Source organism: Streptomyces cacaoi (genome assembly GCF_006539165.1).
Lineage (GTDB): Bacteria > Actinomycetota > Actinomycetes > Streptomycetales > Streptomycetaceae > Streptomyces > Streptomyces cacaoi.
Genome location: NZ_BJMM01000004.1, coordinates 1 through 23062, shown reverse-complemented (window position 1 = coordinate 23062; position 23062 = coordinate 1). Strand labels below are relative to the sequence as shown.

Sequence of the window (23062 nt, the reverse complement as noted above, 5' to 3'; positions counted from 1 at the left end):
CGGGCGTCGCCGCCTCACCGGCTCCCGTGCGGCCCCGCGCCCTCCCCTGCGACCCACTACCGGCCACCGACATCCACTGATCAGGCAACACCGGCACCCGACGACATCCGCTGACACGCCCGATCACTCGGGGAGGCAGCCATGGCACGTTCCCGCCCGTACTCCGCCCTCCACCCCGCTTCCGACACCCCTCCCGACCCCAACAACCGGAAGCCCCCCACCCGCTCCGGCAGTTCCGGCAGTTCCGGCGACCCCGGCAGCTCCGACAGCCCCGCCGACACCGTCGGCTCCGACGGTTACCGCACCTCCTCCGGTGACGACGGCTCCTCGCGGACGGGGCCCGCGCCCGCGCCGGGCCAGGGGGAGCACCGCGCACCGCCCGAGCCGGAGGTTCTCGTCGTCGGCGCGGGGCCCACGGGCCTGCTGCTCGCCGGGGACCTGGCGGCGGCCGGGCGCCGCGTCACCCTCGTCGAGGAGCGGGACGCGGCGGTCGGCAACCTCACCCGCGCCCTCGTCGTGCACGCCCGGACGCTGGAACAGCTGGACGCCCGCGGCCTGGCGGACGAACTCGTCGAGGCCGGCCATCCGATCGACCGGCTACGCCTGTTCGGCAACGCCACGCTGCACCCCACGACGCTGCCGACGCGCTTCCCCTTCGTCCTGATCGTCGGGCAGTACGTGGTCGAGCGGCTGCTGGAGCGCCGGGCCCGCGCCGCCGGCGTCGACTTCCGGTACGGCGCACGGATGACCGCCCTGCGGCACCGCCCCGGGGGCGTCGAGATCGAGGTGCGGCAGCCCGACGGCGTGCACACCCTGCGGGCCGGGTACCTCGTGGGCGCCGACGGTGCGCACAGCACCGTCCGCCGCGAGCTGGGTGTCCCCTTCCCCGGCAGGCCCGTCCTCCGCTCGCTGGTTCTGGCGGACGTCCGGCTGGACGCCCCGCCCCGCGACCCCTTCGTCGTCTCGGCCTCCGGGCAGACGTTCGCCCTGGTCGGCTCCTTCGGGGACGGCTGGTACCGCGTCATGGGCTGGGACCGGAACCGTCAACTGCCCGACGACGCACCGGTGGAGCTGGCAGAGGTACGGGAGACGGTCCGCTCCGCGATGGGTTCGGACTTCGGTATGCGCGATCCCCGCTGGATCTCCCGGTTCCGCAGTGACGAACGCCAGGCCCCTGCCTACCGGGTGGGGCGCGCCTTCCTGGCGGGGGACGCCGCACACGTCCACTCCCCCGCCGGCGGACTCGGCCTCAACACCGGGCTCCAGGACGCCGCGAACCTCAGCTGGAAACTCGTCCGGGCCCTGGAGGCGGCGCAGGCGGCGGGCGGCGAGGCCGCGTCCGCACGCGCGGCGGACGCCCTGCTGGACACCTACGAGGCGGAACGCCGCCCCATCGGCGCCCTGATGGTGCGCACGAGCGGCGCCCTCGTCCGGCTCGGCCTGCTGCGCTACCCCGGCAGCGGCGCCGTCCGCACCCTGGCGGCCACGGCGGTCAACCGGGTCCGCGCGCTCAACCAGCGCGCCATGGGCACCGTCTCCGGCATCCACCTGTCCTACCCGCCCGCCTCCCCGGGGTCCCAGGAGCCGCACCGCCGTGGGCGCCGGGCACCGCTGCCCGGGCTCGGTGGGGCGCCGGCGCCCCACCCTCTGACCGGCAAGCGTGTACCGGATCTGCGGCTCACCTCCGGCCGGCTGTACGAGGCCCTGCGCGAGGGCAGGTTCGTACTGGTCACTCCCCGTGGGGCCGCGCGCCGCCCGGCGGACCGGCGCTTCGTCCAGGTGGAGTCGGCGGGCCCGGGCCGGCGCACCCTGCTGGTCCGCCCGGACGCCCATATCGCCTGGGCCGCCGAGGGCCCGGAGCCCGCCGGCCTGGAGGAGGCGCTGACCGCATGGACGGGCCCGCCCACCGCCCGGGGCCGAGCGGACAAGGACCGCATACGGGCCGACGCATAACCTGCGGTCATGTTGGTTGCGCGCTCCGTCCTCCTGTTCGCCCTCGCCGCCCTGTTCGAGATCGGCGGTGCCTGGCTGGTCTGGCAAGGCGTACGTGAGCACCGCGGATGGCTCTGGATCGGGGCGGGCGTCCTCGCGCTCGGTGTCTACGGTTTCGTGGCCACCTTCCAGCCGGACGCCCACTTCGGCAGGATCCTGGCGGCGTACGGCGGGGTCTTCGTCGCCGGCTCGCTGATCTGGGCGATGGCCATGGACGGTTTCCGCCCCGACCGCTGGGACGTGGTGGGCGCGTTGGTCTGCCTCGCCGGCGTGGCGGTGATCATGTACGCACCGCGGGGCAACTGAGGCACAGCGTGACGCATCTCACGTGTAGCGCGGCCAACTGCCGTCACTCCCCGGAAAGTTGGCCGCCACACCGGCCTCCCGGCCCGGCGGAGGGCCATGGCAGGCTGTTCGAATGGGCAGCGGACCACCCGAAGGGGAAAAGGCCGACATCGTCGGCCATAGCCCCCGCCGACCGGACGCCCGTACGGCGCGTGCGGTAGACATTGGGGCACCCGTCGCCCGTGCCGGCGGACCCAGTTCTCGACCCGAACCAGGAGGCCAGCCGTGCCGCGGAGGGCAAGGACGTACGCCAGGTACGCGATGTACGCGACTCACACCGCGGTGGCCGTCGCACTCGTCGGCGCCCTCTCCGCCTGCACCGGCTCCTCCGGTTCCGACGGCGAGGACGACGGCAAACCCGGCAGCGCCTCCGCCTCCGCCTCCGTCGCCCCCGGCAAGTACCGGACGCTCCCCGAGCCGTGCGGCACCGTCAACCGCGGCACCCTCAAGGACATGCTCCCGGGCGCCGGCGCCACCCCGTCCGACGGAACCGACGGCGAGGGGCCGGACGAGGGCAGCAGCGCCGACCCGTACAAGGGCGAGGCCGGCGTGACCTACGACACCGACCGCAAGGTCGGCTGCCGCTGGAAGAGCGCCACCACGCTCGGCACCCGCCATCTGCACATCGACTTCGAGCGCGTCGTGTCCTACGACCCCGCGGTCAGCGACGACGAGCAGGCGGAGCAGCTGTACGCCACGAAGGCCGAGAAGGCACGGATCCCGGCGGGTTCCACCCCCGGCGAGGAGAGCGACGAGGCCGACACCGGCGAGAGCGAGGACGCCCCCGAGGACGGAAAGACGCCCGACGGGAAGGCGTCCCCGCACAAGGAGCCCTCCGACGACGGCACTCCGAAGGCGACGCCCTCCGACAAGAAGTCTTCCGACAAGAAGCCCTCGGACAGCGCCTCCCCCGGCCAGGACGACGATCTGGCCCCCCGTACTCTGGACAACATCGGCGACAGTGCCTACATCAACGACAAACTGGACACCGGCGATTCCGGTCTGCACCGGGACATCACCCTGGTCTTCCGCACGGCCAACGTGATTGCGACGGTCGAGTACGACCAGTGGGTCACGGACAAGCACCGGATCCCGGAGAGCCGCGAGCTACAGGACAAGGCGCGGAAGCTCGCCGAGCAGCTGGCCGCGAAGTTCGACGAGGAGGAGTGAGCGATGCGCGCGTGAGCATCCTCACGCGGCAGGCGGGGCCCCGGCGGCCGTGACCGTTCCCACGCTGTGGGAGCTGCCACGAAACGCCCACACCGCCCCGGGCGCCACGTACCGTGCCCTGAGCACAGCCACCCCCCCGGCTCGCGCAGAGCTCGCCCAGAGCTCGCCCCAGCACCGGACGGCGCACCGGCTCCCGCCGGCGCGCTCCGGGGCTGGCGACGAACCCCCGGAAGCGAAGGAACCATGCACCGAAACGCCACGCGCAACGCCCCACGACGGAGCAAGGCCGTCACGCTCGCCTGCACGGCGGTGGCGCTCCCCGTCCTGCTGGTCGCCGGCTGCTCCTCGGACTCGGACGACGGTGAGAAGAAGGAGAGCCCCTCGGCCTCCGCCAGCTCGTCGAAGCCCACCGTCGCCCCGGCGAAGTACAAGAAGCTGCCCGACTCCTGCGACGCCCTGTCGAAGGACACCGTCAAGGACCTGGTCCCGGGCACGAAGAACGAGGCCGGAAAGCGCGTCGGCTCCGGCGATCTGAACGACGCGGGCAGCTGCCTGTGGAGCGGCCTGGACAAGTACGACTACCGGCAGCTGACGGTGTCCCTCAAGCGCTTCGACTCCGACGAGTCCCTGGGCGCGGGCGACAAGCGCGCCGGTGAGTACATGAAGCAGCAGCTCACGGACACCACCGGCAACAAGGAGAACAAGAAGCCGAAGGAGTCGAAGGTCTCCGGCGTGGGCGACGAGGCCATCTCCATCGCCTATGAGACGGAGAAGAAGGACTCCAAGGACAAGTCCGAGGAGTACAACGCGCACCGCCTGGTGGCCCGCACGGCCAATGTGGTCGTCACGGTCGACTACGAGGGCACCGGCTTCGAGAGCGGGAAGAAGCCCAGCGCCGACGACCTGAAGAAGAACGCGGAAAAGGCCGCCAAGCAGGCCGTCTCCAAGATCAAGTAACAACCCCGGCCCCGCACTTCCCACGGGGCACACACGCCAAGAGGCAGGACCCCCGCTCCAGGGCACCACGGAGCGGGGGTCTCCCAGAGGGGGCGGAGCCCCCGACGCCCGGCCGACGAGGCCAGCGGGGACAGGGACGAAGCCCCATGCAGGGGGCGAAGCCCTCAAGGAAAGAAACCCGGGAAACCGACCACGCCGAGGCGCTCCCGGCCGAGCCGGAAACCGCAGCTCCGGGAAGCACCGGCCAAGCCGAGGAACTCACAGCCAAGGCCGAGGCGCTCATAGGGGAGAGGGGGCCCGACGGCGAAGCCGAGCCCCCGGTGCCGTCAGCCCCCCAACAGCTTGCGCACCCGCCCGGCCCCCACAGCCAACAGCAGGGTCGGCAGCCGGGGCCCGGTCTCCCGCCCCACGAGCAGCCGGTACAGCAGGGCGAAGAATCCCCGCTGTGCGACCTTCAGTTCGGGGGTCGGCTTGGCGTCCGGGTCGAGCCCGGCCCGCACCTTGGGCACGCCGTAGACGAGTTGGGTCAGCCCCTCCAGCGACCAGTGCTCGTCCAGCCCGTCGAGCAGCAGCCGCAGGGAGGCGCGCTGTTCCTCGTCGAGGGAGGCGAGCAGTTCGGCGTCGGGCTCCTCGCGCACCTGGGTGCGCTGGTCGGCGGGCACCTGGGTGTTCACCCAGCGCTGCGCCCGGTCGAGCCGGGGCCGGACCTCGTCGAGGCTGTGCACGGGGTGTGCGGGGTCCAGCTCGCTGAGGATGCGCAGCGTCTGCTCCTCCTGTCCGCCGGTGATGTCGGTGACGGAGGCGAGCGTCCGGTACGGCAGCGGGCGCGGGGTGGCCGGGAGCGGGCCGAGCGCGGTGGTGGAGGCCCGGGTGTGCGCGGCGAGGTCGGCGGGCTGTGCGCTGCCGTCGGCGATCTTCCGGCCGAGGGCGTCCCACTCGTCGTAGGTGCGCTGGATCTCCTGGTCGAACGCGATCTTGAAGGACTGGTTGGGCTTGCGCCGGGCGTACAGCCAGCGCAGCAGCGGGGCCTCCATGATCTGGAGCGCGTCGGCCGGGGTGGGCACGCCGCCCTTGGAGGAGGACATCTTGGCCATGCCGCTGATGCCGACGAAGGCGTACATCGGGCCGAGCGGCTGCTCCCCGCCGAAGATCTCCTTGACGAGCTGACCGCCGACGACGTACGAGGAGCCGGGCGACTGGTGGTCGACGCCGGAGGGCTCGAAGATCACGCCCTCGTAGGCCCAGCGCATCGGCCAGTCGACCTTCCACACGAGCTTGCCGTGGTCGAACTCGCGCAGCAGCACCGTCTCGCCGTGCCCGCACACGCAGGTGTAGCTCAGCTCGGTGGTCTCGTCGTCGTAGGCGGTGACGGTCGTCAGGTCCCGGTTGCACACGGTGCAGTAGGGCTTGTACGGGTAGTAGGTGCCCGCTCCGGCGCCGGATCCGTCGTCCTCGGCAGCGGCACCGGAGCCCTCGGCGGCCTCGACCTCGGCCTCGTCGACGGGCTTGTTCTGCTTCTTGCCCTTGCCGCCCTTGGCGTTCTTGTCGAGGGTGCGGTAGCGGTCCAGCACGGCGTCGATGCGCTGCCGCTCGCGCATGGCGAAGGCGATCTGCTCGCGGTAGGCGCCGGAGGTGTACATCTGCGTCTGGCTGATGCCGCGGAACTGCACGCCGAGCTCCAGCAGCGACGCCTCCATGGCGGCCTTGAAGTGCTCGCCCCAGCTGGCGTACGGGCTGCCGTGCGGCGCCGGGACGGAGGTCAGCGGGCGGCCGATGTACTCGGCCCAGGACTCGTCGACGCCGTCGACGCCGGCCGGGACCTTGCGGAACCGGTCGTAGTCGTCCCAGGAGATGATGTGCTCGCACGCCACCCCGCGCCGCTTGATCTCGTCGGCGACCAGGTGGGGGGTCATCACCTCGCGCAGATTGCCGAGGTGGATCGGCCCGGAGGGGCTCAGCCCGGAGGCGCACACGAGGGGCCGTGTCCCGCCGTCCGGCTCGGCTTTGCCCGGCTTCAGACCTCGGCGTTCCGCTTCGGCGATGACTTCATCGGCGATACGGGAGACCCAGTCGGCCTCGTGAGTGGTCTGAGCCACGTCCGGCACTTCCTTCTCTCTACGCTCTGCAAGCCTGCCGCCCCATTGTCCCACCCGCGCACGGCCGACGGTCCCACGGCCGTCCGTGGGATAATGGGCGCCTCATCCTTGACACACCGACGGAACGGTCAGCACTCCATGGCTTCGGTCCCCTCACTCGCCGCTACGGTCAGTCAGCGCGTCTCGGACGCCCTCTCGGCAGCCCTGCCGGAGGCCGGCTCCGCGGACCCGCTGCTGCGACGAAGCGACCGGGCCGATTTCCAGGCCAACGGCATGCTGGCCCTCGCCAAGCGACTCAAGGGCAATCCGCGCGAGCTGGCCGCCAAGGTCACCGACGCGCTCCCGGAGAACGACGAGATCGCGGACATCGAGGTCTCCGGCCCCGGCTTCCTCAACATCACCGTCGCCGACGGCGCGCTCGTGCGGAATCTGGCGGCGCGCGCGGAGGACGAGCGGCTGGGCGTCCCGGTCACCGACAGCCCGCGCCGCATGGTGATCGAGTACTCGCAGCCGAACGTGGCCAAGGAGATGCACGTCGGCCATCTGCGCGGCACGGTCATCGGCGACGCCCTGGTGCGGATCATGGAGCACCGCGGGGACGAGGTGATCCGCCGCAACCACATCGGCGACTGGGGCACCCAGTTCGGGATGCTCATCCAGTACCTCATCGAGCACCCGCACGAGCTGGACGAGTCCGGCGCCGAGCAGGGCACCGAGAGCGGCGGCAACGCGGCCATGTCCCGGCTCAACCGGCTCTACAAGGCGTCGCGCGAGAAGTTCGACGCGGACGCCGAGTTCAAGGAGCGCTCGCGCCGCCGGGTCGTCGAGCTCCAGGCGGGCGACGCCGAGACGGTCGCGCTGTGGCAGAAGATCGTCGACGAGTCGAAGCGGTACTTCAACGCCGTCTACCACAAGCTCGACGTCCTGCTCACGGACGACGACGTGGTCGGCGAGAGCGCCTACAACGACGATCTTCCGGTGCTGGCCCGCGAGTTGGAGGAGTCGGGCGTCGCGGTCCGTTCGGACGGCGCGCTGTGTGTCTTCTTCGACGACGTCAAGGGCCCGGACGGCAACCCGACGCCGCTGATCGTGCAGAAGGCCGACGGCGGCTTCGGCTACGCCGCGACGGACCTGGCCGCGGTCCGCAACCGGGTCGGCGTGCTCAAGGCGGACACCATGCTGTACGTGGTGGACGGCCGTCAGGCGCTGCACTTCAAGATGGTCTTCGAGACGGCCCGCCGCGCGGGCTGGCTGCCCGAGGGCGTCGCCCAGCACCTGGAGTACGGCACCGTCCTGGGCACCGACGGCAAGCCGTTCAAGACCCGTTCGGGAGAGTCGGTCCGGCTGATGGATCTGCTGGGCGAGGCCGTCGAGCGGGCGGCCGGGGTCGTCCGGGAGAAGGCCGAGCAGGGCGGTCTGGGCCTGAGCGAGGAGGAGGTCCAGGACCGGGCGCAGCAGGTGGGCATCGGCGCGGTCAAGTACGCCGACCTGTCGACGTCCCGCTCCCGTGACTACGTCTTCGACCTGGACCGCATGGTCTCGCTGAACGGCGACACCGGCGTCTATGTGCAGTACGCCTACGCCCGGGTCCGCTCGATCTTCCGTAAGGCGGCGGACACGGCGAAGCCCGTCGCGCATCCGGAGGTGGAGCTGGCCGCGCAGGAGCGTGCGCTCGCCCTCCAGCTGGACGCCTTCGGTGACACGCTGGCGACCGTCGCGGAGACCAACGAGCCGCACAAGCTCGCGGCCTACCTCTACGAACTGGCCACGCTCTTCGGCCCGTTCTACGAGCACTGCCCGGTGCTGCACGCCGACACCGACGAGCAGCGCGAGAACCGCCTGTTCCTGTGCGATCTGACGGCCCGCACCCTGCGTCAGGGTCTCGCCCTGCTGGGCATCCGCACGCCGGAGCGGCTGTAGGGCCTCAGCCGTAGGCAAGCCGCCGTAAGGCAGGCGCCGTAGGCAGAGGACCGTAAGCGCAGAACATCAGGCAGAACGCGTCAAAGGGGGCCGGCGTCCGGGACGCCGGCCCCCTTTCGTGTGCGCGGACGTGACGTGTGCGCACTCGACCGTCGACGTCCGGCGCGGGCGGGCGAGCAACTCCGTGCAGCGCCCGCTCTGTCCGGCCCGTTCAGCGCAGCAGCCGTGTGGCCGCCTCGACGGCCCAGTAGGTCAGGATCATGCTCGCCCCGGCCCGCTTGAAGCCGGTCAGGGTCTCGGTGATCGCCGCGTCCCGGTCGAGCAGTCCCGCGGCGGCAGCGTTCTCGATCATCGCGTACTCGCCGGAGATCTGGTACGAGCCGACGGGCACGTCCGCCCGCTCGGCGACGTCCCGCAGGACGTCCAGATACGGCATCCCGGGCTTGACCATCACCATGTCGGCGCCCTCGGCGAGGTCGAGCGCCAACTCGCGCAGTGCCTCCCGGGAGTTGGCCGGGTCCTGCTGGTAGGTCTTGCGGTCGCCCTGGAGCGAGGAGGCGACGGCCTCCCGGAACGGGCCGTAGAACGCGGAGGAGTACTTGGCCGTGTAGGCGAAGACCGCCACGTCGGCGAAGCCGGCCCCGTCCAGCGCCTCGCGGATGTGGGCGACCTGCCCGTCCATCATTCCGCTGGGGCCGACGACGTGTGCACCGGCGGCGGCCTGCGCACGCGCCATCTCGGCGTACCGCACCAGCGTGGCGTCGTTGTCGACCCGGCCGGCGGCGTCCAGGACGCCGCAGTGCCCGTGGTCGGTGAACTCGTCCAGGCACAGGTCGGACATGATGACGAGGTCGTCGCCGACCTCGGCGCGCACATCGCGCAGCGCGACCTGGAGGATGCCCTCCGGGTCCGTCCCGGCCGTGCCCTCGGCGTCCTTCTTGGCCTCCTCGGGCACGCCGAAGAGCATGATCCCGCCGATGCCGGCCGCGACGGCCTCCGCCGCGGCCTTCTTCAGCGAGTCCCGGGAGTGCTGCACGACGCCCGGCATGGAGCCGATCGCCACCGGCTCGTCCGTACCCTCGCGGACGAACGCCGGAAGGATCAGATCCGCCGGGTGCACCCGGTGTTCGGCGACCATCCGGCGCAGGGCCGGGGTGGTGCGCAGCCGGCGCGGGCGCGCCCCCGGAAAGCTTCCGTACGCGCCGCCGGTTCCCTCGTTCGTGCTCACGAGCGTGCCCTCCTCCGTGCCGGGCGCTTCTCGCTCGGCCGCTTGACCGTCTCTCCCGCCTCCAGGGCGTCGGCCCGCCGCTTGGCGCCGAAGTCCGCCAGCGCCTCCGCGAGCTTGAGCACGGAAGGCTCCGGCGACATGACGTCCACCCGCAGGCCGTGCTCCTCGGCCGTCTTCGCGGTGGCCGGGCCGATACAGGCGATGACCGTCACGTTGTGCGGCTTGCCCGCGATACCGACCAGGTTCCGCACCGTGGACGACGAGGTGAACAGCACCGCGTCGAACCCGCCGCCCTTGATGGCCTCCCGGGTCTCGGCGGGCGGCGGCGAGGCGCGCACCGTACGGTACGCGGTGACGTCGTCGACCTCCCAGCCCAGCTCGATCAGGCCGGCGACCAGCGTCTCGGTGGCGATGTCGGCCCGCGGCAGGAACACCCGGTCGATCGGGTCGAACACCGGGTCGTAGGGCGGCCAGTCCTCCAGCAGCCCGGCGGCGGACTGCTCCCCGCTCGGCACCAGATCCGGCTTCACACCGAAGGCGATCAGTGCCTTGGCCGTCTGCTCGCCCACCGCCGCGACCTTGATCCCGGCGAAGGCACGCGCGTCCAGCCCGTACTCCTCGAACTTCTCCCGCACGGCCTTGACGGCGTTGACGGAGGTGAAGGCGATCCACTCGTACCGGCCGGTCACCAGTCCCTTGACCGCCCGCTCCATCTGCTGCGGGGTGCGCGGTGGTTCGACGGCGATGGTCGGCACCTCGGCCGGCACGGCACCGTACGAACGCAGCTGGTCGGAGAGCGACGCCGCCTGCTCCTTGGTGCGCGGCACCAGGACCTGCCAGCCGAACAGCGGCTTGGACTCGAACCAGGCCAGCTGTTCGCGCTGCGCGGCGGCACTGCGCTCGCCGACCACGGCTATGACGGGCTGCCCGCCGTCCGGCGAGGGCAGCACCTTCGCCTGCTTGAACGTCTGGGCGATGCTGCCGAGCGTGGCGGTGAAGGTGCGCTGCCGGGTCGTCGTACCGGCCAGCGTCACCGTCAGCGGCGTATCGGGCTTGCGGCCGGCCGAGACCAGCTCGCCCGCCGCCGAGGTGACCGCGTCCAGCGTGGTGGAGACGACGACGGTGGCGTCGCTGGCTCCCAGCTCCGTCCAGCACCGTTCGTCGGCCGTCCCGGCGTCCACGAACCGCACATCGGTGCCCTGCCCGTCGCGCAGCGGCACGCCCGCGTAGGCCGGCACGCCCACGGCGGCCGCGACACCCGGCACGACCTCGAACGGGATGCCCTCGGACGCCAGCGCGAGCATCTCGCGGGCGGCGTCCGAGTCCAGTCCGGGATCACCGGCGACCGCACGGACGACCCGCTTGCCGGAGCGCGCGGCGGCTATGGCAGACTCCACCGCATCGACAGCCGCATCCTCCGCCGGTGCGGGGGCAGTTGATGCCTCGTCAGCGGTTGGCTGGAGTGGTGTGTCCGCCCCTGCGCGCACATGGGGGCGTACGACGGCATGCACGCGCGGATCGGCGACCAGCACGTCGGCCTGCGCCAGCGCCTCCACGGCGCGCAACGTCAGTAGCCCCGGGTCCCCGGGCCCGGCACCCAGGAAGGTGACGTGCCCGTGTGCACCGTGCAGGTGCGGTCTCGCGACTGCCGTGTTCTGGGCGGTGCTCGACTGGTCGACGCGCGACTTGTCGGCGGCGGTGGGGCTCAAAGTGCTCGCTCCCCCATCAGACCGGCCGCACCCTTGGCGAGCATCTCGTCGGCGAGTTCACGGCCCATGCGCTCAGGGACCGTGGCGTCGTCGGCGGACGCCGGTACGGGACCGGTGGTGGACAACTGCACCAGCGTGGAGCCGTCGGTGGTGCCGACGACGCCGCGCAGGCGCATTTCGGTGACAACCTGCCCCTCGACAAGCAGGTCGGCCAGCGCCCCGACGGGCGCGCTGCAGCCGGCCTCCAAGGCGGCGAGCAGGGTTCGCTCTGCGGTGACCGCGGCCCGGGTGTACGGGTCGTCCAGCTCCGCGAGCTGTGCGGCCAGGTGCGCGTTGGACGCCGCGCACTCGACGGCCAGTGCCCCCTGGCCGGGGGCGGGCAGTACGGAATCCGGGGAGATCAGCTCCGTGGCCTCGTCCAGCCGTCCGATGCGCTGCATCCCGGCCGAGGCCAGCACGACCGCGTCCAGCTCGCCGGAGCGGACGAAGCCGATACGGGTGTCGATGTTCCCCCGGATGGGGACCGTCTCGACCTCGACGCCGAGCGCACGCGCCCAGGCGTTCAGCTGCGCCATGCGCCGGGGCGAGCCGGTGCCGATCCGCGCGACGCCCGGAGCCGCGGCGAGCGCCAGCTCCTCGAAGCCGAGCCCGTCCCGGCCCACCAGCACGTCCCGCGCGTCCGCGCGCGTGGGCACGGCCGCGAGCGTGAACCCCTCGGGCTGGGTGGTGGGCAGGTCCTTGAGCGAGTGCACGGCGAAGTCGATCTCGCCGCTCGCCAGGGCGTCACGCAGCGCGTTGACGAACACGCCGGTGCCGCCGATCTGTGCGAGGTGTTCCCGGCTGGTGTCCCCGTAGGTGGTGATCTCCACCAGCTCCACGGGCCGGCCGGTCAGCCGCCTTACCTCATCGGCGACCAGCCCGGACTGTGCCATCGCGAGCTTGCTGCGGCGGGTACCCAACTTGAGTGCCGGGCCCTGTGCGGACTTCATGGCCGCTCCTGTTCCGGATTGCTGACAGCGGCGACCGCTTGCGGGTCGAGGTCGAAGAGTTCACGCAACGCGTCGGCGTACCCGGCGCCACCGGGTTCGCCCGCGAGCTGTTTGACGCGCACCGTCGGCGCGTGCAGCAGCTTGTCGACGACGCGGCGCACGGTCTGCGTGACCTCCGCGCGCAGCTTGTCGTCCATGCCGTGCAACCGGCCCTCCAGCCGGGCGAGTTCGGCGGCGACCACATCGGCCGCCATGGTGCGCAGCGCCACCACCGTCGGAGTGATCGTCGCGGCCCGCTGTGCGGCACCGAACGCGGCGACCTCCTCGGCGACGATCGCCCGCACGGCCTCGACGTCGGCCGCCATCGGGGCGTCGGCCTCGGCCTCGGCCAGCGACTCGATGTCGACCAGCCGCACCCCCTCGATCCGGTGCACCCCGGCGTCGACGTCCCGCGGCATGGCCAGGTCGAGCACCGACAGACCGGCGGCGCGCGGCCGTTCGGCCCGGCCGACGGCGCTCTGGACGGCCTCGGTCGTCAGGACGACCCCGGCGGCGCCGGTGCAGGACACCACCACATCGGCCGCGCCGAGCGCCTCGTGCACCCCGTCCATGGGCAGCGCCCGGACGAAGTCCGCGTCGCCCCGCTCGTCGGCGAGGGCGGCGGAGAGCCGCTCGGCCCGGGCCAACGTCCTGTTGACGATCACCAGTTCGGCCACGCCGGCCCGCGCCAGCGTCGCCGCGGCGAGGGACGACATGGACCCGGCACCGACGACCAACGCGCGCTTGCCGTACGCCCATTCCTCGACGGACGCCGACCCGGCGGCCAGCTGTTCCAGACCGAACGTGACCAGCGACTGACCGGCCTTGTCGATCCCGGTCTCCGAGTGCGCCCGCTTGCCCACCCGGAGCCCCTGCTGGAACAGATCGTTCAGCAGCCGGCCCGCGGTGTGCAGCTCCTGCGCCAGGGCGAGCGCGTCCTTGATCTGCCCGAGGATCTGCCCCTCGCCGACCACCATCGAGTCCAGCCCGCACGCCACCGAGAACAGGTGGTGCACGGCGCGGTCCTCGTAGTGCACATACAGATAAGGGGTCAGCTCCTCCAGCCCGACACCGCTGTGCTGGGCCAGCAGCGTGGAGAGGTCGGCGACACCGGCGTGGAACTTCTCGACGTCCGCGTACAGTTCGATCCGGTTGCAGGTGGAGAGCACCGCGGCCTCCGCGACCGGCTCGGCCCCCACCGCGTCCTGCAACAGCTTGCCGCGCGCCTGCGGCTCCAGGGCGGCACGCTCCAGCACGCTCACGGGCGCGCTGCGGTGACTCAGCCCGACGACGAGCAGACTCATGCCGGCATCACGGCGGGCACATCCCCGTCAGGTCCGCTCCCGGTGCGCTTCTGGACGGCGACGGCCGGCGGCGCCGCGGGCGGCGCGGTGTCCGTCTCGGGCTCGCCGGCCGGCTCCTCGCCCGCCTTGCGCTGCTCGTGGAAGGCGAGGATCTGGAGCTCGATCGAGAGGTCGACCTTGCGGACGTCGACCCCTTCGGGGACGGACAGCACGGTCGGCGCGAAGTTGAGGATGGAGGTGACCCCGGCACCGACCAGCCGGTCGCAGACCTGCTGTGCCGCACCGGCGGGCGTGGCGATCACGCCGATGGAGACCCCGTTGTCGCTGATGATCTTTTCGAGCTCGTCGGTGTGCTGCACGGGAATACCGGCGACGGGCTTGCCGGACAGCGTCGGGTCCGCGTCGATCAGCGCGGCGACCCGGAACCCACGCGAGGCGAAACCGCCGTAGTTCGCCAGGGCCGCGCCGAGGTTACCGATACCGACGATCACCACGGGCCAGTCCTGGGTGAGCCCCAGCTCCCGCGAGATCTGGTAGACGAGGTACTCGACGTCGTAGCCCACACCGCGGGTCCCGTACGAGCCGAGGTAGGAGAAATCCTTGCGCAGCTTGGCCGAGTTGACCCCCGCGGCCGACGCCAGTTCCTCCGAGGAGACCGTGGGGACGGAACGCTCGGAGAGCGCGGTGAGCGCCCGCAGATACAGCGGAAGACGGGCGACGGTGGCCTCGGGAATTCCTCGGCTCCGACTCGTCGCCGGTCGGTGGTTTCGGCCAGTTGCCACGGTGCTCCTGCCGGTTACGCGAAGCGGTGAGCGGCCGGTTGTGAGGCACTCCCCCAGACCGCTCCATCGCGCCCAGGCTATGCCTTTGTGAACGCGTGCACAAAGATGGTGTCCGTTTTGCCCGGCCAACGTGACCGGCGCCACACGCACCAACGGGGACACGCGGTCACACTCCTCACGTATACGCCCCCGAACGGCAAAACGCCCTCGATGGTAATCGAAATCGCCCCGCCGCCCGACCACACGGAACGTCCGACCGAGGCCCCCGCGCAGGGACTTGACCAGCGCTTCGACCGTTCTCGGCGCTCCGTCACCGCACCGGCGCGCAGCGTCGCCGTCAGGCGGTCAACGCGCTCCGCAACCGCTGCGGATCGACCCGCCAGAAGTCGTGCTGCCGCCCGTCCACCAGCACCACCGGAATCTGCTCCCAGTACAACCGGTACAGCTCCGGGTCCTGGTTGATGTCCTTCTCCTCCCACGCGGCCCCGGTCTCCTCGCACACCCGGGCGACCACGTCCCGCGCCACATCGCACAGATGGCACCCGGGCTTCCCGATCAACGTCACTGTCCTCATCCCCCCATTGTCCCGCCCGGCCACAACTCCACCGCCCGTCCCGGCACCGGGCCCGCACCCGCGCGGACTCCTGGGCACGGGAGCACCGAACAGACTGGCTATGCTCGCCGCATGGCCCTTCCCGCATGGCTCACCTCCCGCAAACGCTTCGCGACGGCACGCAGCGTGCTGGCCGGCGAAGCGTCCGCGGAAGCGGCACGCAAGCAGGAGCTGGAGCGGGAGGCCCGGGAGCGCGCGGCGGCGACGCCGGACGAGGCGGAGGGCGGCGAGCCCGAGTTCCCGGTCGTCGGCGACGTCCGCGCGGCGGCCTTCTTCGACCTGGACAACACGATCATGCAGGGCGCCGCCCTGTTCCACTTCGGCCGCGGCCTGTACAAGCGCAAGTTCTTCCGCAAACGCGAACTCACCCGCTTCGCCTGGCAGCAGGCGTGGTTCCGGCTCGCGGGCGCCGAGCACGCCGGCCATATGCAGGACGCCCGCGAAAGCGCCCTGTCCATCGTCAAGGGCCACCGCGTCGCCGAACTGATGGCCATCGGCGAGGAGATCTACGACGAGTACATGGCCGGCCGCATCTGGCCCGGCACCCGCGCCCTCGCCCAGGCGCATCTGGACGCCGGCCAGAAGGTCTGGCTGGTCACGGCCGCCCCCGTGGAGGCGGCCACGATCATCGCCCGCCGCCTGGGGCTGACCGGCGCCCTGGGCACCGTCGCCGAGTCGGTCGGCGGCGTGTACACCGGCCGCCTGGTGGGCGAACCCCTGCACGGCCCGGCCAAGGCCGAGGCAGTCCGCGCCCTGGCGGCGGCCGAGGGGCTCCATCTGGAGCGCTGCGCCGCCTACAGCGACTCCGCGAACGACATTCCGATGCTGTCCCTGGTCGGTCACCCCTACGCGATCAACCCGGACAGCGAGCTGCGCGCACACGCCCGCGAGATGGGCTGGCGGCTGCGCGACTACCGCACGGGCCGCAAGGCGGCGAAGGTCGGCCTCCCGGCCGCCGCGGGCGCGGGCGCGCTGGCGGGCGGAGCGGCGGCGGCGCTGGCCCTGCAACGCCGCCGCCGCTGACGCGGCCCGGCGGCGGTCCGGCCGCTTCCTCGCACGTCGCACCGGTGCACGACGCGGAACACCCGGACGTGCCGCGGGGAGCACCCGCGTGAACCCCGGGCGCGTCGCACCGGGTGTGCGCCCCCGCCCGGCGCCAAATCAGCAGTCTTACCCGGGGCCCTCGGCAACCAGTCCCCGCCACCCGCTCCAGGCGTAACTCGGACACAAGTCGTCCCGGAAGCGACAGATTCAGCCAACAAACCGCTCACTCTGCGGTGTCGATTCCCGCCTCACTGCGGCGCCATTCCGTAACAGAACGAACCGAATCGACGATTTTGGCAACTAGGTGTAGTGCTGCCTGTACGAAGCGTTATTCTCCTCAGACGCAATCCGGTACCCACCCGTCCCTACGCCGGGCGAACGGTCCCGCACTGCACGTGATGGAAGCTCTGCCTCTGGGAGTCCCGTGTACCCACACGTCGGGGTTGACGCCTCGGGCCTGGCTACGCTGCGCACGACAGTCATCGACCGACTGCGTGCGTACGTCCCCACTGCGTACGCCGTCCCCGCCCTCGCCACAGCCGCACCTGTCCCCGTAGTCCCCCTCGTCTCCGTAGCGCCCGCCCCCGTCCCCGCCGGCCCCCGCTACGCCTTCGCCGACCGCGCCACCGGCGCCACCGCCGCAACGCCCACCGCGCCCGCCGCACCCACCGCCCGCACCTCCGCCGCTCCCTCGGCGGGGCGCCGCGCCCGCAGCACCACCGCCCGTCGCCCACCGGCCTCGGACACCGAGAGCCGCCGCATGATGGACCTCGTCGAACGGGCCCAGGACGGCGAGGCGGACGCCTTCGGCCGGCTGTACGACCAGTACAGCGACACGGTCTACCGCTACATCTACTACCGCGTCGGCGGCCGGGCCACGGCCGAGGACCTCACCAGCGAGACCTTCCTGCGCGCCCTGCGCCGGATCAGCACCTTCACCTGGCAGGGCCGCGACTTCGGGGCCTGGCTCGTGACCATCGCCCGAAACCTCGTCGCCGACCACTTCAAGTCGAGCCGCTTCCGCCTCGAAGTGACCACCGGCGAGATGCTCGACGCGAACGAGGTCGAGCGCAGTCCGGAGGAGTCGGTTCTCGAATCCCTCTCCAACGCCGCTCTGCTGGAGGCCGTACGTAAGCTCAACCCCCAACAGCAGGAGTGCGTCACGCTCCGATTTCTGCAGGGGCTCTCGGTCGCCGAGACGGCCCGGATCATGGGGAAGAACGAGGGCGCGATCAAGACCCTCCAGTACCGCGCCGTCCGCACGCTCGCCCGGCTCCTCCCGGACGACGCCCGCTGAACCGGCCGGTCCACCGACGCCCGGCCGCGCGGGCGTTGGCGCGAACCGTACCGTGGGTGCGGTCACATCATCGTGACTCCGTAACCCGACTGGCTTGCCGCTCGTTACGGGGGTTGCAGACTCCCCCGTAACCGTGGCATGCCCGCGCGCACTTCACCCGGAGTGGCACGAGCGGCTGCGCAACCCTACCTGTGCCGTGGGGAGTCGACCGTGCTGACGAGAGGAGGTGCCGCCGGTGATCGGATCCATCCCGACGAGCCGACGGGCACTCGCCTTCGCCCAGGCCCTGGATGAGCAGCGGCTCGACGAGGGTACGGCGGCCGACACTACGTCTCCCGCCCCATCGGAAGGCGACGACGGAGCGCCACCGGGAGACCCCGCCGGCCAGGGCGAGCGTGCGCTGCTGGCGCTGACCGGCCAACTGGCGGCCCTGCCGAAGCCGGAGCTGGACCCGGAGGTCAAGACCGTCCAGCGGGCGCAGCTGATCGCCGCCATGGAAGCGGCGTTCGCCGACGGTGAGAACGCGGCGGAGGGCGCGCACTTCCCCGAGCAGCGCGACGCCCGGAGCGCTGCGCACGGCTCCGGGCGGGGTGCACACCGCGCCCCGGGGCTCGCCTCACTGAGCAGGCTGCGCCCCAAGTCCCGGCTCGGCAAGGGACTTGCGGCGGGCGGGCTGGGGGTGGGGGTCGCCGCCGGGGCGTTCGGCGGCGCCGCCGCGGCCAGTACGGACGCCCTCCCCGGCGACACCCTCTACGGCCTGAAACGCGGCATGGAGGACATCCAGCTCGACCTCGCGGGGGACGACGCCGACCGCGGCAACGTCCTGCTGGACCACGCCTCCACCCGGCTGAAGGAAGCGGGCCGGCTGATGGAACGCCAGCGCTCGGGCGCGCTGGACCACGAAGCGCTCGGCGAGGTCCGCAGGACGCTGGCCGGCATGCGGCACGACGCCTCCGAGGGCCACCGGCTGCTGAGCGCGGCGTACGAACGCGACGGCGACATCCACCGGTTGCAGCGCCTCTCCACCTTCTCCGAGAACCACCGGGCCGGCTGGGCCAAGCTCCGCGACCGGCTCCCGGCCCAGCTACGCGACGTCGGTGACGAGGTCAGCTCCGTCTTCGACGCCATGGACAACGACGTCAGCCCGCTGCACGCCCTCCTCCCCCGCACCTCCGAGGAGAGCGACGCCCCGCACGAGCGGCACTCCGACTCCGCGGACCGCACCGGCGAGGACGAGCCCTCCGCACAGCCGAGCCGCTCGTCCTCCGCGGGCGCGGACGGCCGGAGCGAGGACGCGAGCCGGGCACCGGACCCGTCCGGCACGCAGCAGGGCGGCGAGGGTCTGCTCGGCGGCGATCTCCTCGAACCGCCCGACAGGTCCGAGGCCGCGGAGCGCCCCTCCGAGTCCGGCGGCGGCTCCGACCACGGCCGGTCCGGCCCGGGCAAGCCCGAGGTGACCCTGCCGCCGCTCGTCCCCGAGGTCCTGCCCGACCTCGGACTCGGCGGCAGCGGCAAGGAGTAGCGGAGCGGCGGCACCCCGCGGGAGAACCGGGAAGCCGCCGTGACTCCCCGAACCTCGGCGAAGCCTGCCGAAGCCTGCCGAACTCCGCTGCACCACCGGCGGCGTCCGGTCCCCTCGCGAGGGGGCCGGACGCCGCCGTCGTATGCCGTACGCGGCGGGTCCGACAGGGCCGAGAAGGCCGACCGGACCGACACGGCCGACGGGGCCGACGGGGCCGACGGGGGCCCGCGCAGGGATCAGAAGAAGACCGAACGGCGGCGTACCAGCAGCTTGTAGAGCGTGTGCTGGATGGTCTCGCGCACCTGATCGGTGAGCTGGAACATCAGCATCGGATCCTCGGCGGCCTCCGGCGCATACGCGTCGGTCGCCAGGGGCTCGCCGAACTGGATCGTCCACTTCGTCGGCAGCGGCACCGCGCCCAGCGCCCCCAGCCACGGAAAGGTCGGCGTCAGCGGAAAGTACGGAAGGCCGAACAGCCGCGCGAGCGTACGGGAGTTGCCGACCATCGGGTAGATCTCCTCGGCGCCCACGATCGAGCACGGCACGATCGGCGCCCCCGTCCGCAGCGCCGTCGCCACGAAGCCGCCCCGGCCGAACCGCTGCAACCTGTACCGGTCGGCGAACGGCTTGCCCAGGCCCTTGAAGCCCTCCGGCATCACCCCGACGACCTCGCCCCGGGTCAGCAGCGCCTGCGCGTCCTCGGCACAGGCGAGGGTGTGCCCGGCCTTGCGCGCGACCTCGTTGACCACCGGGAGCGAGAAGACCAGATCGGCGCCCAGCAGCCGCAGCCGCCGCTGCGCCGGGTGGTGGTCGTGCACGGCCACCTGGAGCATCAGCCCGTCCAGCGGCAGCGTCCCGGAGTGGTTGGCGACGACGAGCGCGGCGCCCGCGGACGGTATGTGCTCCAGCCCCCGCACCTCGACCCGGAAGTACTTCTCGTACACCGGCCGCAGCAGCGACATCAGGACCTGGTCGGTGAGCTCCTCGTCGTAGCCGAACTCGTCGACCTCGTACTCGCCGGTGAGCCGGCGGCGCAGAAAGGCGAGGCCCCGCGCGGCCCGCGCATCCCACGCGTCACCCAGCACCCGGCCCAACAACCCACCCTGGCCCGGCTCCTGCCGCCCTGTCTCCTGCCGACCCGGCCCCTGCTGCTCCGCGTCGCGGCCCGGCGGGAGAGCATCCGCCTCCGACCGCTGTTCGGGGACGGACGACAGCGGCGGTCCGCCGCGCCGCGGATCCCGGCCGCCCGCCGACGGCCGGTGCCGCGGGCGCGCGCCCCGGTCGGTGGAGGCGGCGCGGGGCCGGCCCTCGTCGTCGCCGAAGGGTATGACCTTCGCGTCAGTCATTCCGCTCTGCCTCCTGACGATGCGGCGGGCGGACCCGGGCACCGGCCAGCACGGCCGCCGCCCGGTCGACCGCGCCGCCCAGCAGCCCGGGCGGCAGCGGCCCGGCGCCCCGCTCCCGGGCGAACGCGGCCAGCGTCTCCTGCGTACTGCGGCGGGGCGTGAACCCCAGCACCTCCCGGGCGCGCACGGTGCTCACCACCCGGCCGTGCGTCAGCAGCCGGAGCTGCTCCGCCGACAGCTCCAGGGCGCCGGCCCGCCGCAGGACCCCGCCGCCCCAACGGAGCGCGGGCAGCGGCACCGGCACCGTGAGCAGGCCGAGCCGGCGGGCGCACTGGGAGAGGAGCAGGACGCCCGCGCCGGCGATGTTGAACGTCCCGGCTTTCACGGTGCCAGCGCGCGGCTCGCCCGCGGCCAGCCGCAGCGCCTCCACCGCGTCGTCGTCGTGCACGAACTGCAACCGCGGGTCGTGGCCGAGCGCCGTGGGCAGCACCGGCTGCGCGAAGCAGGCGGCGAGCGGCGACTCCCGCGCCGGGCCCAGGATCTGCGCGAACCGCAGCACGGTGACGGCCACATCGGGCCGCCGACGCGCGAACCCCCGCACATAGCCCTCGACTTCGACGGCGTCCTTGGCGAACCCGCTCGCCGGCAGCGCGCCGGGGACGGTCTGCTCGTCGAAAACGGTGGGATCCCGGGGCGCGGAACCGTACACACCCGTCGTCGATTTGATCACCAGACGTCGCACGGCGGGCGCCTTCTGACAGGCCCCGAGCAGCTGCATCGCGCCGATGACATTGATCTCCTTGGCGAAGGCCCGGCCGGCGGCGCGCCCCTCGGGCCCTGCACCCTGGGCGTCCAGATGCACGACGGTGTCCACCGCGTGCTCGGCCAGGACCGTGCCGATGGACGGCTGCCGGATGTCCGCCCGGACGAAGGAGGCCGCGCCGAGCCCGCGCACCGGCTCCACGGCGTCCACCGCCACGACCCGGTCGACGTCGGGCTCCCGCTGGACGCGGCGGACGAACCGGACGCCCAACTCCCGCGCCGCACCGGTGACGAGCACGACCTTGCCCACCCTTCCTCCCCTGGCAGTCCGGCGAGCCGTGAAGATGCCCGACCCCGTCGTCCACACTCCCGGCTGCCACCGTATCGGGTGGCCATGACGCCCGGATTTCCCCGCCGTGACACCCCCGCACCGCCACCGCTCGCACAACCCGGGCACACAGAAAACCGCCGCCCCTCCCCCGTACGGAACGGAGGAAAGAGCGGCGGTCAGTTGCGCGTTGTGCGCTCGCTCACTTCTTGTTGCGGCGCTGCACACGCGTGCGCTTCAGCAGCTTGCGGTGCTTCTTCTTGGCCATCCGCTTACGCCGCTTCTTGATGACAGAGCCCACGACTACCCTCGCTCACGGATCATCCCCGCCGGGACGGGGAGAACTCATTTCGAATCACTCGGTGCGGGGCGTCCGAGCCCACACGACCTACATGGGGTCAGCCTACCGGGCACCGGGGAATGCTTGCGAACGAGGGTCGGGGATATTCCGGCTCGCCTCCGGCAGCCGGTTCTCCCCGCCGCCGGCCTAAGCGCTCTCCACCCCCACGAAGGAATCCTGAAGGTACTCGTGGACGGCCTTCTCCGGGACCCGGAACGACCTGCCGACCCGAATCGCCGGCAGATGACCGCTGTGCACCAGCCGGTACACGGTCATCTTCGAGACACGCATCACCGCGGCCACCTCGGCCACGGTCAGGAACACGACCTCGTTCAGAGGCCTCTCGCTACCAGCCATGTCACACCTGAACCTTCCGCACATGTCGGGCACCGGCTTCCCCTCCGGTGACTCCTGCTCGCATGTGCGCTCTACCCCAGATTAGGGGCGGCTGATGCAAGTGGGGAAGAGGAGTAGTGATCGGCCGCCTACCGTGACAGACACGCTCGATTGAGTACATACCGAGTAAGCGCGCGGTAGTAATCGCACTGCGCAGCGTCATCCCGTGGATGGCTCCACGCCCCCCGCGCCACGACCTTCCCCCGCACGCGCCGCGGAACGTCCGCATCCGCCGCCCCCGCGGCCCCGCCCCGGAGCTGACCTGCTGCGCAGCACCGCCGACGCCGCCCGTCCGGCCTTCCGTCGACGCACAACTCCCGCCCGTTCACCCGGGGTTCGCCCTCGTCGGCCGGGCGGGGAGCGCACCTGCGCGCCCCGCGCATGATCCGCTCCCCGCGCGCCGATTCCGACCTCGGGAGCGACCCCCTCCTACGTAGGAAAGGCTGCACAGACGTACCCCATATCGGGTCGCTATGTCGACACTTGCCCCCTGCGACAGTCCTAGGACACCGTCTCCTCGCGCCGACAGAGATGAGACGCAAGTGACGTAGCGGACCACGAGTCCGCCAGCGGGGCCGCCGCTCCCCTCCCTCCCCGGCCGCCGGAACACAGCCGAAGTACCGTGCCCGGCCCGCCGGTTCACCGCCCCACCACCGCTCCTCCCGGCCGACGACGGGCCACCGCCGGCACCACCGCGCCCCGGAACCGCCTTCGCGTCTGCCGGTACCCTCCGCACACCCGCCCGGAACCGGTCAACTCCGGACCGTCCCGGTCAGGTTCGTCGCCACACCCGACCGCGGTCCCGCACACCACCGACCGCGAGCCGACCCCGTACCGGCCGGGCTCCAGGCCCGGCGGGATCGGCGGGCCCGCCGTCCCCGCC

At 72.2% G+C, this 23062-nt stretch carries 20 protein-coding genes; 8 read left to right on the top strand and 12 right to left on the bottom strand.

Going from position 1 to position 23062, the window contains the following annotated elements; genetic code table 11:
- The first annotated feature begins 141 nt into the window (after positions 1–141).
- From SCA03_RS05500 to SCA03_RS05485, 4 genes are all read left to right on the top strand, one after another.
- Positions 142–1953 (top strand): FAD-dependent monooxygenase, encoded by a 1812-nt coding sequence (locus tag SCA03_RS05500; RefSeq protein WP_141275234.1) that lies wholly within the window; start codon positions 142–144, stop codon positions 1951–1953.
- 9 nt (positions 1954–1962) lie between these two features.
- On the top strand, positions 1963–2298 hold the full coding sequence (locus tag SCA03_RS05495) for a YnfA family protein (protein ID WP_086818067.1): 336 nt from the start codon (positions 1963–1965) through the stop codon (positions 2296–2298).
- A 300-nt stretch (positions 2299–2598) separates the two neighbouring features.
- Positions 2599–3507 (top strand): hypothetical protein, encoded by a 909-nt coding sequence (locus SCA03_RS05490; RefSeq protein ID WP_212767134.1) that lies wholly within the window; start codon positions 2599–2601, stop codon positions 3505–3507.
- Between the two features lie 243 nt (positions 3508–3750).
- The gene (locus SCA03_RS05485; protein ID WP_086818068.1) at positions 3751–4464 is read left to right on the top strand and encodes a DUF3558 family protein; all 714 of its coding nucleotides are present in this window, start codon (positions 3751–3753) and stop codon (positions 4462–4464) included.
- Between the two features lie 326 nt (positions 4465–4790).
- Here SCA03_RS05485 and lysS read toward each other — a convergent pair whose 3' ends face one another.
- Entirely contained in the window at positions 4791–6560 is a 1770-nt protein-coding gene (gene lysS, locus SCA03_RS05480; protein ID WP_030880458.1) for a lysine--tRNA ligase, read from the bottom strand.
- A gap of 138 nt (positions 6561–6698) precedes the next feature.
- Here lysS and argS point away from each other — a divergent pair, with 138 nt between their 5' ends.
- Entirely contained in the window at positions 6699–8480 is a 1782-nt protein-coding gene (gene argS / locus SCA03_RS05475) for an arginine--tRNA ligase (RefSeq protein ID WP_030880462.1), read from the top strand.
- Between the two features lie 211 nt (positions 8481–8691).
- Here the strand turns inward: argS and hemB are convergent, their stop codons facing one another.
- From hemB to SCA03_RS05445, 6 genes are all read right to left on the bottom strand, one after another.
- The gene (hemB, locus tag SCA03_RS05470) at positions 8692–9708 is read right to left on the bottom strand and encodes a porphobilinogen synthase (RefSeq protein ID WP_030894107.1); all 1017 of its coding nucleotides are present in this window, start codon (positions 9706–9708) and stop codon (positions 8692–8694) included.
- The gene (locus tag SCA03_RS05465; RefSeq protein ID WP_030880470.1) at positions 9705–11339 is read right to left on the bottom strand and encodes a bifunctional uroporphyrinogen-III C-methyltransferase/uroporphyrinogen-III synthase; all 1635 of its coding nucleotides are present in this window, start codon (positions 11337–11339) and stop codon (positions 9705–9707) included. The genes hemB and SCA03_RS05465 overlap by 4 nt, the downstream gene beginning before the upstream one ends.
- 74 nt (positions 11340–11413) lie before the next feature.
- The gene (gene hemC / locus SCA03_RS05460) at positions 11414–12406 is read right to left on the bottom strand and encodes a hydroxymethylbilane synthase (RefSeq protein ID WP_030880475.1); all 993 of its coding nucleotides are present in this window, start codon (positions 12404–12406) and stop codon (positions 11414–11416) included.
- The gene (locus tag SCA03_RS05455; protein WP_030880477.1) at positions 12403–13749 is read right to left on the bottom strand and encodes a glutamyl-tRNA reductase; all 1347 of its coding nucleotides are present in this window, start codon (positions 13747–13749) and stop codon (positions 12403–12405) included. Before SCA03_RS05455 ends, hemC begins: the two co-directional genes overlap by 4 nt.
- Entirely contained in the window at positions 13746–14531 is a 786-nt protein-coding gene (locus SCA03_RS05450) for a redox-sensing transcriptional repressor Rex (protein WP_030880479.1), read from the bottom strand. The genes SCA03_RS05455 and SCA03_RS05450 overlap by 4 nt, the downstream gene beginning before the upstream one ends.
- Before the next feature lie 337 nt (positions 14532–14868).
- A complete protein-coding gene (locus SCA03_RS05445) occupies positions 14869–15105 on the bottom strand; it encodes a glutaredoxin family protein (RefSeq protein ID WP_037852389.1) in 237 nt (78 codons plus the stop codon).
- Between the two features lie 111 nt (positions 15106–15216).
- Between SCA03_RS05445 and SCA03_RS05440 the strand changes: the two genes are divergently transcribed.
- The 3 genes from SCA03_RS05440 (at position 15217) to SCA03_RS05430 (ending at position 19007) form a co-directional block, all read left to right on the top strand.
- Positions 15217–16167, top strand: a complete 951-nt coding sequence (locus tag SCA03_RS05440) for an HAD family hydrolase (protein ID WP_086817595.1) — start codon at positions 15217–15219, stop codon at positions 16165–16167.
- A 445-nt stretch (positions 16168–16612) separates the two neighbouring features.
- On the top strand, positions 16613–17485 hold the full coding sequence (locus SCA03_RS05435; RefSeq protein WP_030880488.1) for an ECF subfamily RNA polymerase sigma factor, BldN family: 873 nt from the start codon (positions 16613–16615) through the stop codon (positions 17483–17485).
- 235 nt (positions 17486–17720) lie between these two features.
- Positions 17721–19007: a DUF5667 domain-containing protein gene (locus SCA03_RS05430; protein WP_030880491.1), complete on the top strand. Its 1287-nt coding sequence runs from the start codon at positions 17721–17723 to the stop codon at positions 19005–19007.
- Positions 19008–19243: 236 nt separating this feature from the next.
- Here the strand turns inward: SCA03_RS05430 and SCA03_RS05420 are convergent, their stop codons facing one another.
- From SCA03_RS05420 to SCA03_RS37435, 5 genes are all read right to left on the bottom strand, one after another.
- Complete coding sequence (locus SCA03_RS05420; RefSeq protein ID WP_086817023.1) at positions 19244–20353, bottom strand: lysophospholipid acyltransferase family protein; 1110 nt, start codon at positions 20351–20353, stop codon at positions 19244–19246.
- Positions 20346–21425, bottom strand: a complete 1080-nt coding sequence (locus SCA03_RS05415) for an NAD-dependent epimerase/dehydratase family protein (RefSeq protein WP_086817025.1) — start codon at positions 21423–21425, stop codon at positions 20346–20348. Before SCA03_RS05415 ends, SCA03_RS05420 begins: the two co-directional genes overlap by 8 nt.
- Before the next feature lie 220 nt (positions 21426–21645).
- Entirely contained in the window at positions 21646–21744 is a 99-nt protein-coding gene (locus SCA03_RS05410; protein ID WP_003948845.1) for a 30S ribosomal protein bS22, read from the bottom strand.
- A gap of 186 nt (positions 21745–21930) precedes the next feature.
- Positions 21931–22140: a helix-turn-helix domain-containing protein gene (locus tag SCA03_RS05405; RefSeq protein ID WP_158102333.1), complete on the bottom strand. Its 210-nt coding sequence runs from the start codon at positions 22138–22140 to the stop codon at positions 21931–21933.
- 128 nt (positions 22141–22268) lie between these two features.
- The gene (locus SCA03_RS37435) at positions 22269–22562 is read right to left on the bottom strand and encodes a phosphatase (RefSeq protein WP_503827387.1); all 294 of its coding nucleotides are present in this window, start codon (positions 22560–22562) and stop codon (positions 22269–22271) included.
- Positions 22563–23062: the final 500 nt, after the last annotated feature.

Excerpts from the sequence above, each read along its gene's own strand:
- SCA03_RS05500 (WP_141275234.1), top strand. The coding sequence starts at position 142 with ATGGCACGTTCCCGCCCGTACTCCGCCCTCCACCCCGCTTCCGACACC.
- SCA03_RS05495 (WP_086818067.1), top strand. The coding sequence starts at position 1,963 with ATGTTGGTTGCGCGCTCCGTCCTCCTGTTCGCCCTCGCCGCCCTGTTC.
- SCA03_RS05490 (WP_212767134.1), top strand. The coding sequence starts at position 2,599 with ATGTACGCGACTCACACCGCGGTGGCCGTCGCACTCGTCGGCGCCCTC.
- SCA03_RS05485 (WP_086818068.1), top strand. The coding sequence starts at position 3,751 with ATGCACCGAAACGCCACGCGCAACGCCCCACGACGGAGCAAGGCCGTC.
- argS (WP_030880462.1), top strand. The coding sequence starts at position 6,699 with ATGGCTTCGGTCCCCTCACTCGCCGCTACGGTCAGTCAGCGCGTCTCG.
- hemC (WP_030880475.1), bottom strand. The coding sequence starts at position 12,406 with ATGAAGTCCGCACAGGGCCCGGCACTCAAGTTGGGTACCCGCCGCAGC.
- SCA03_RS05455 (WP_030880477.1), bottom strand. The coding sequence starts at position 13,749 with ATGAGTCTGCTCGTCGTCGGGCTGAGTCACCGCAGCGCGCCCGTGAGC.
- SCA03_RS05445 (WP_037852389.1), bottom strand. The coding sequence starts at position 15,105 with ATGAGGACAGTGACGTTGATCGGGAAGCCCGGGTGCCATCTGTGCGAT.
- SCA03_RS05440 (WP_086817595.1), top strand. The coding sequence starts at position 15,217 with ATGGCCCTTCCCGCATGGCTCACCTCCCGCAAACGCTTCGCGACGGCA.
- SCA03_RS05420 (WP_086817023.1), bottom strand. The coding sequence starts at position 20,353 with ATGACTGACGCGAAGGTCATACCCTTCGGCGACGACGAGGGCCGGCCC.
- SCA03_RS05405 (WP_158102333.1), bottom strand. The coding sequence starts at position 22,140 with ATGGCTGGTAGCGAGAGGCCTCTGAACGAGGTCGTGTTCCTGACCGTG.
- SCA03_RS37435 (WP_503827387.1), bottom strand. The coding sequence starts at position 22,562 with ATGCGCGGGGCGCGCAGGTGCGCTCCCCGCCCGGCCGACGAGGGCGAA.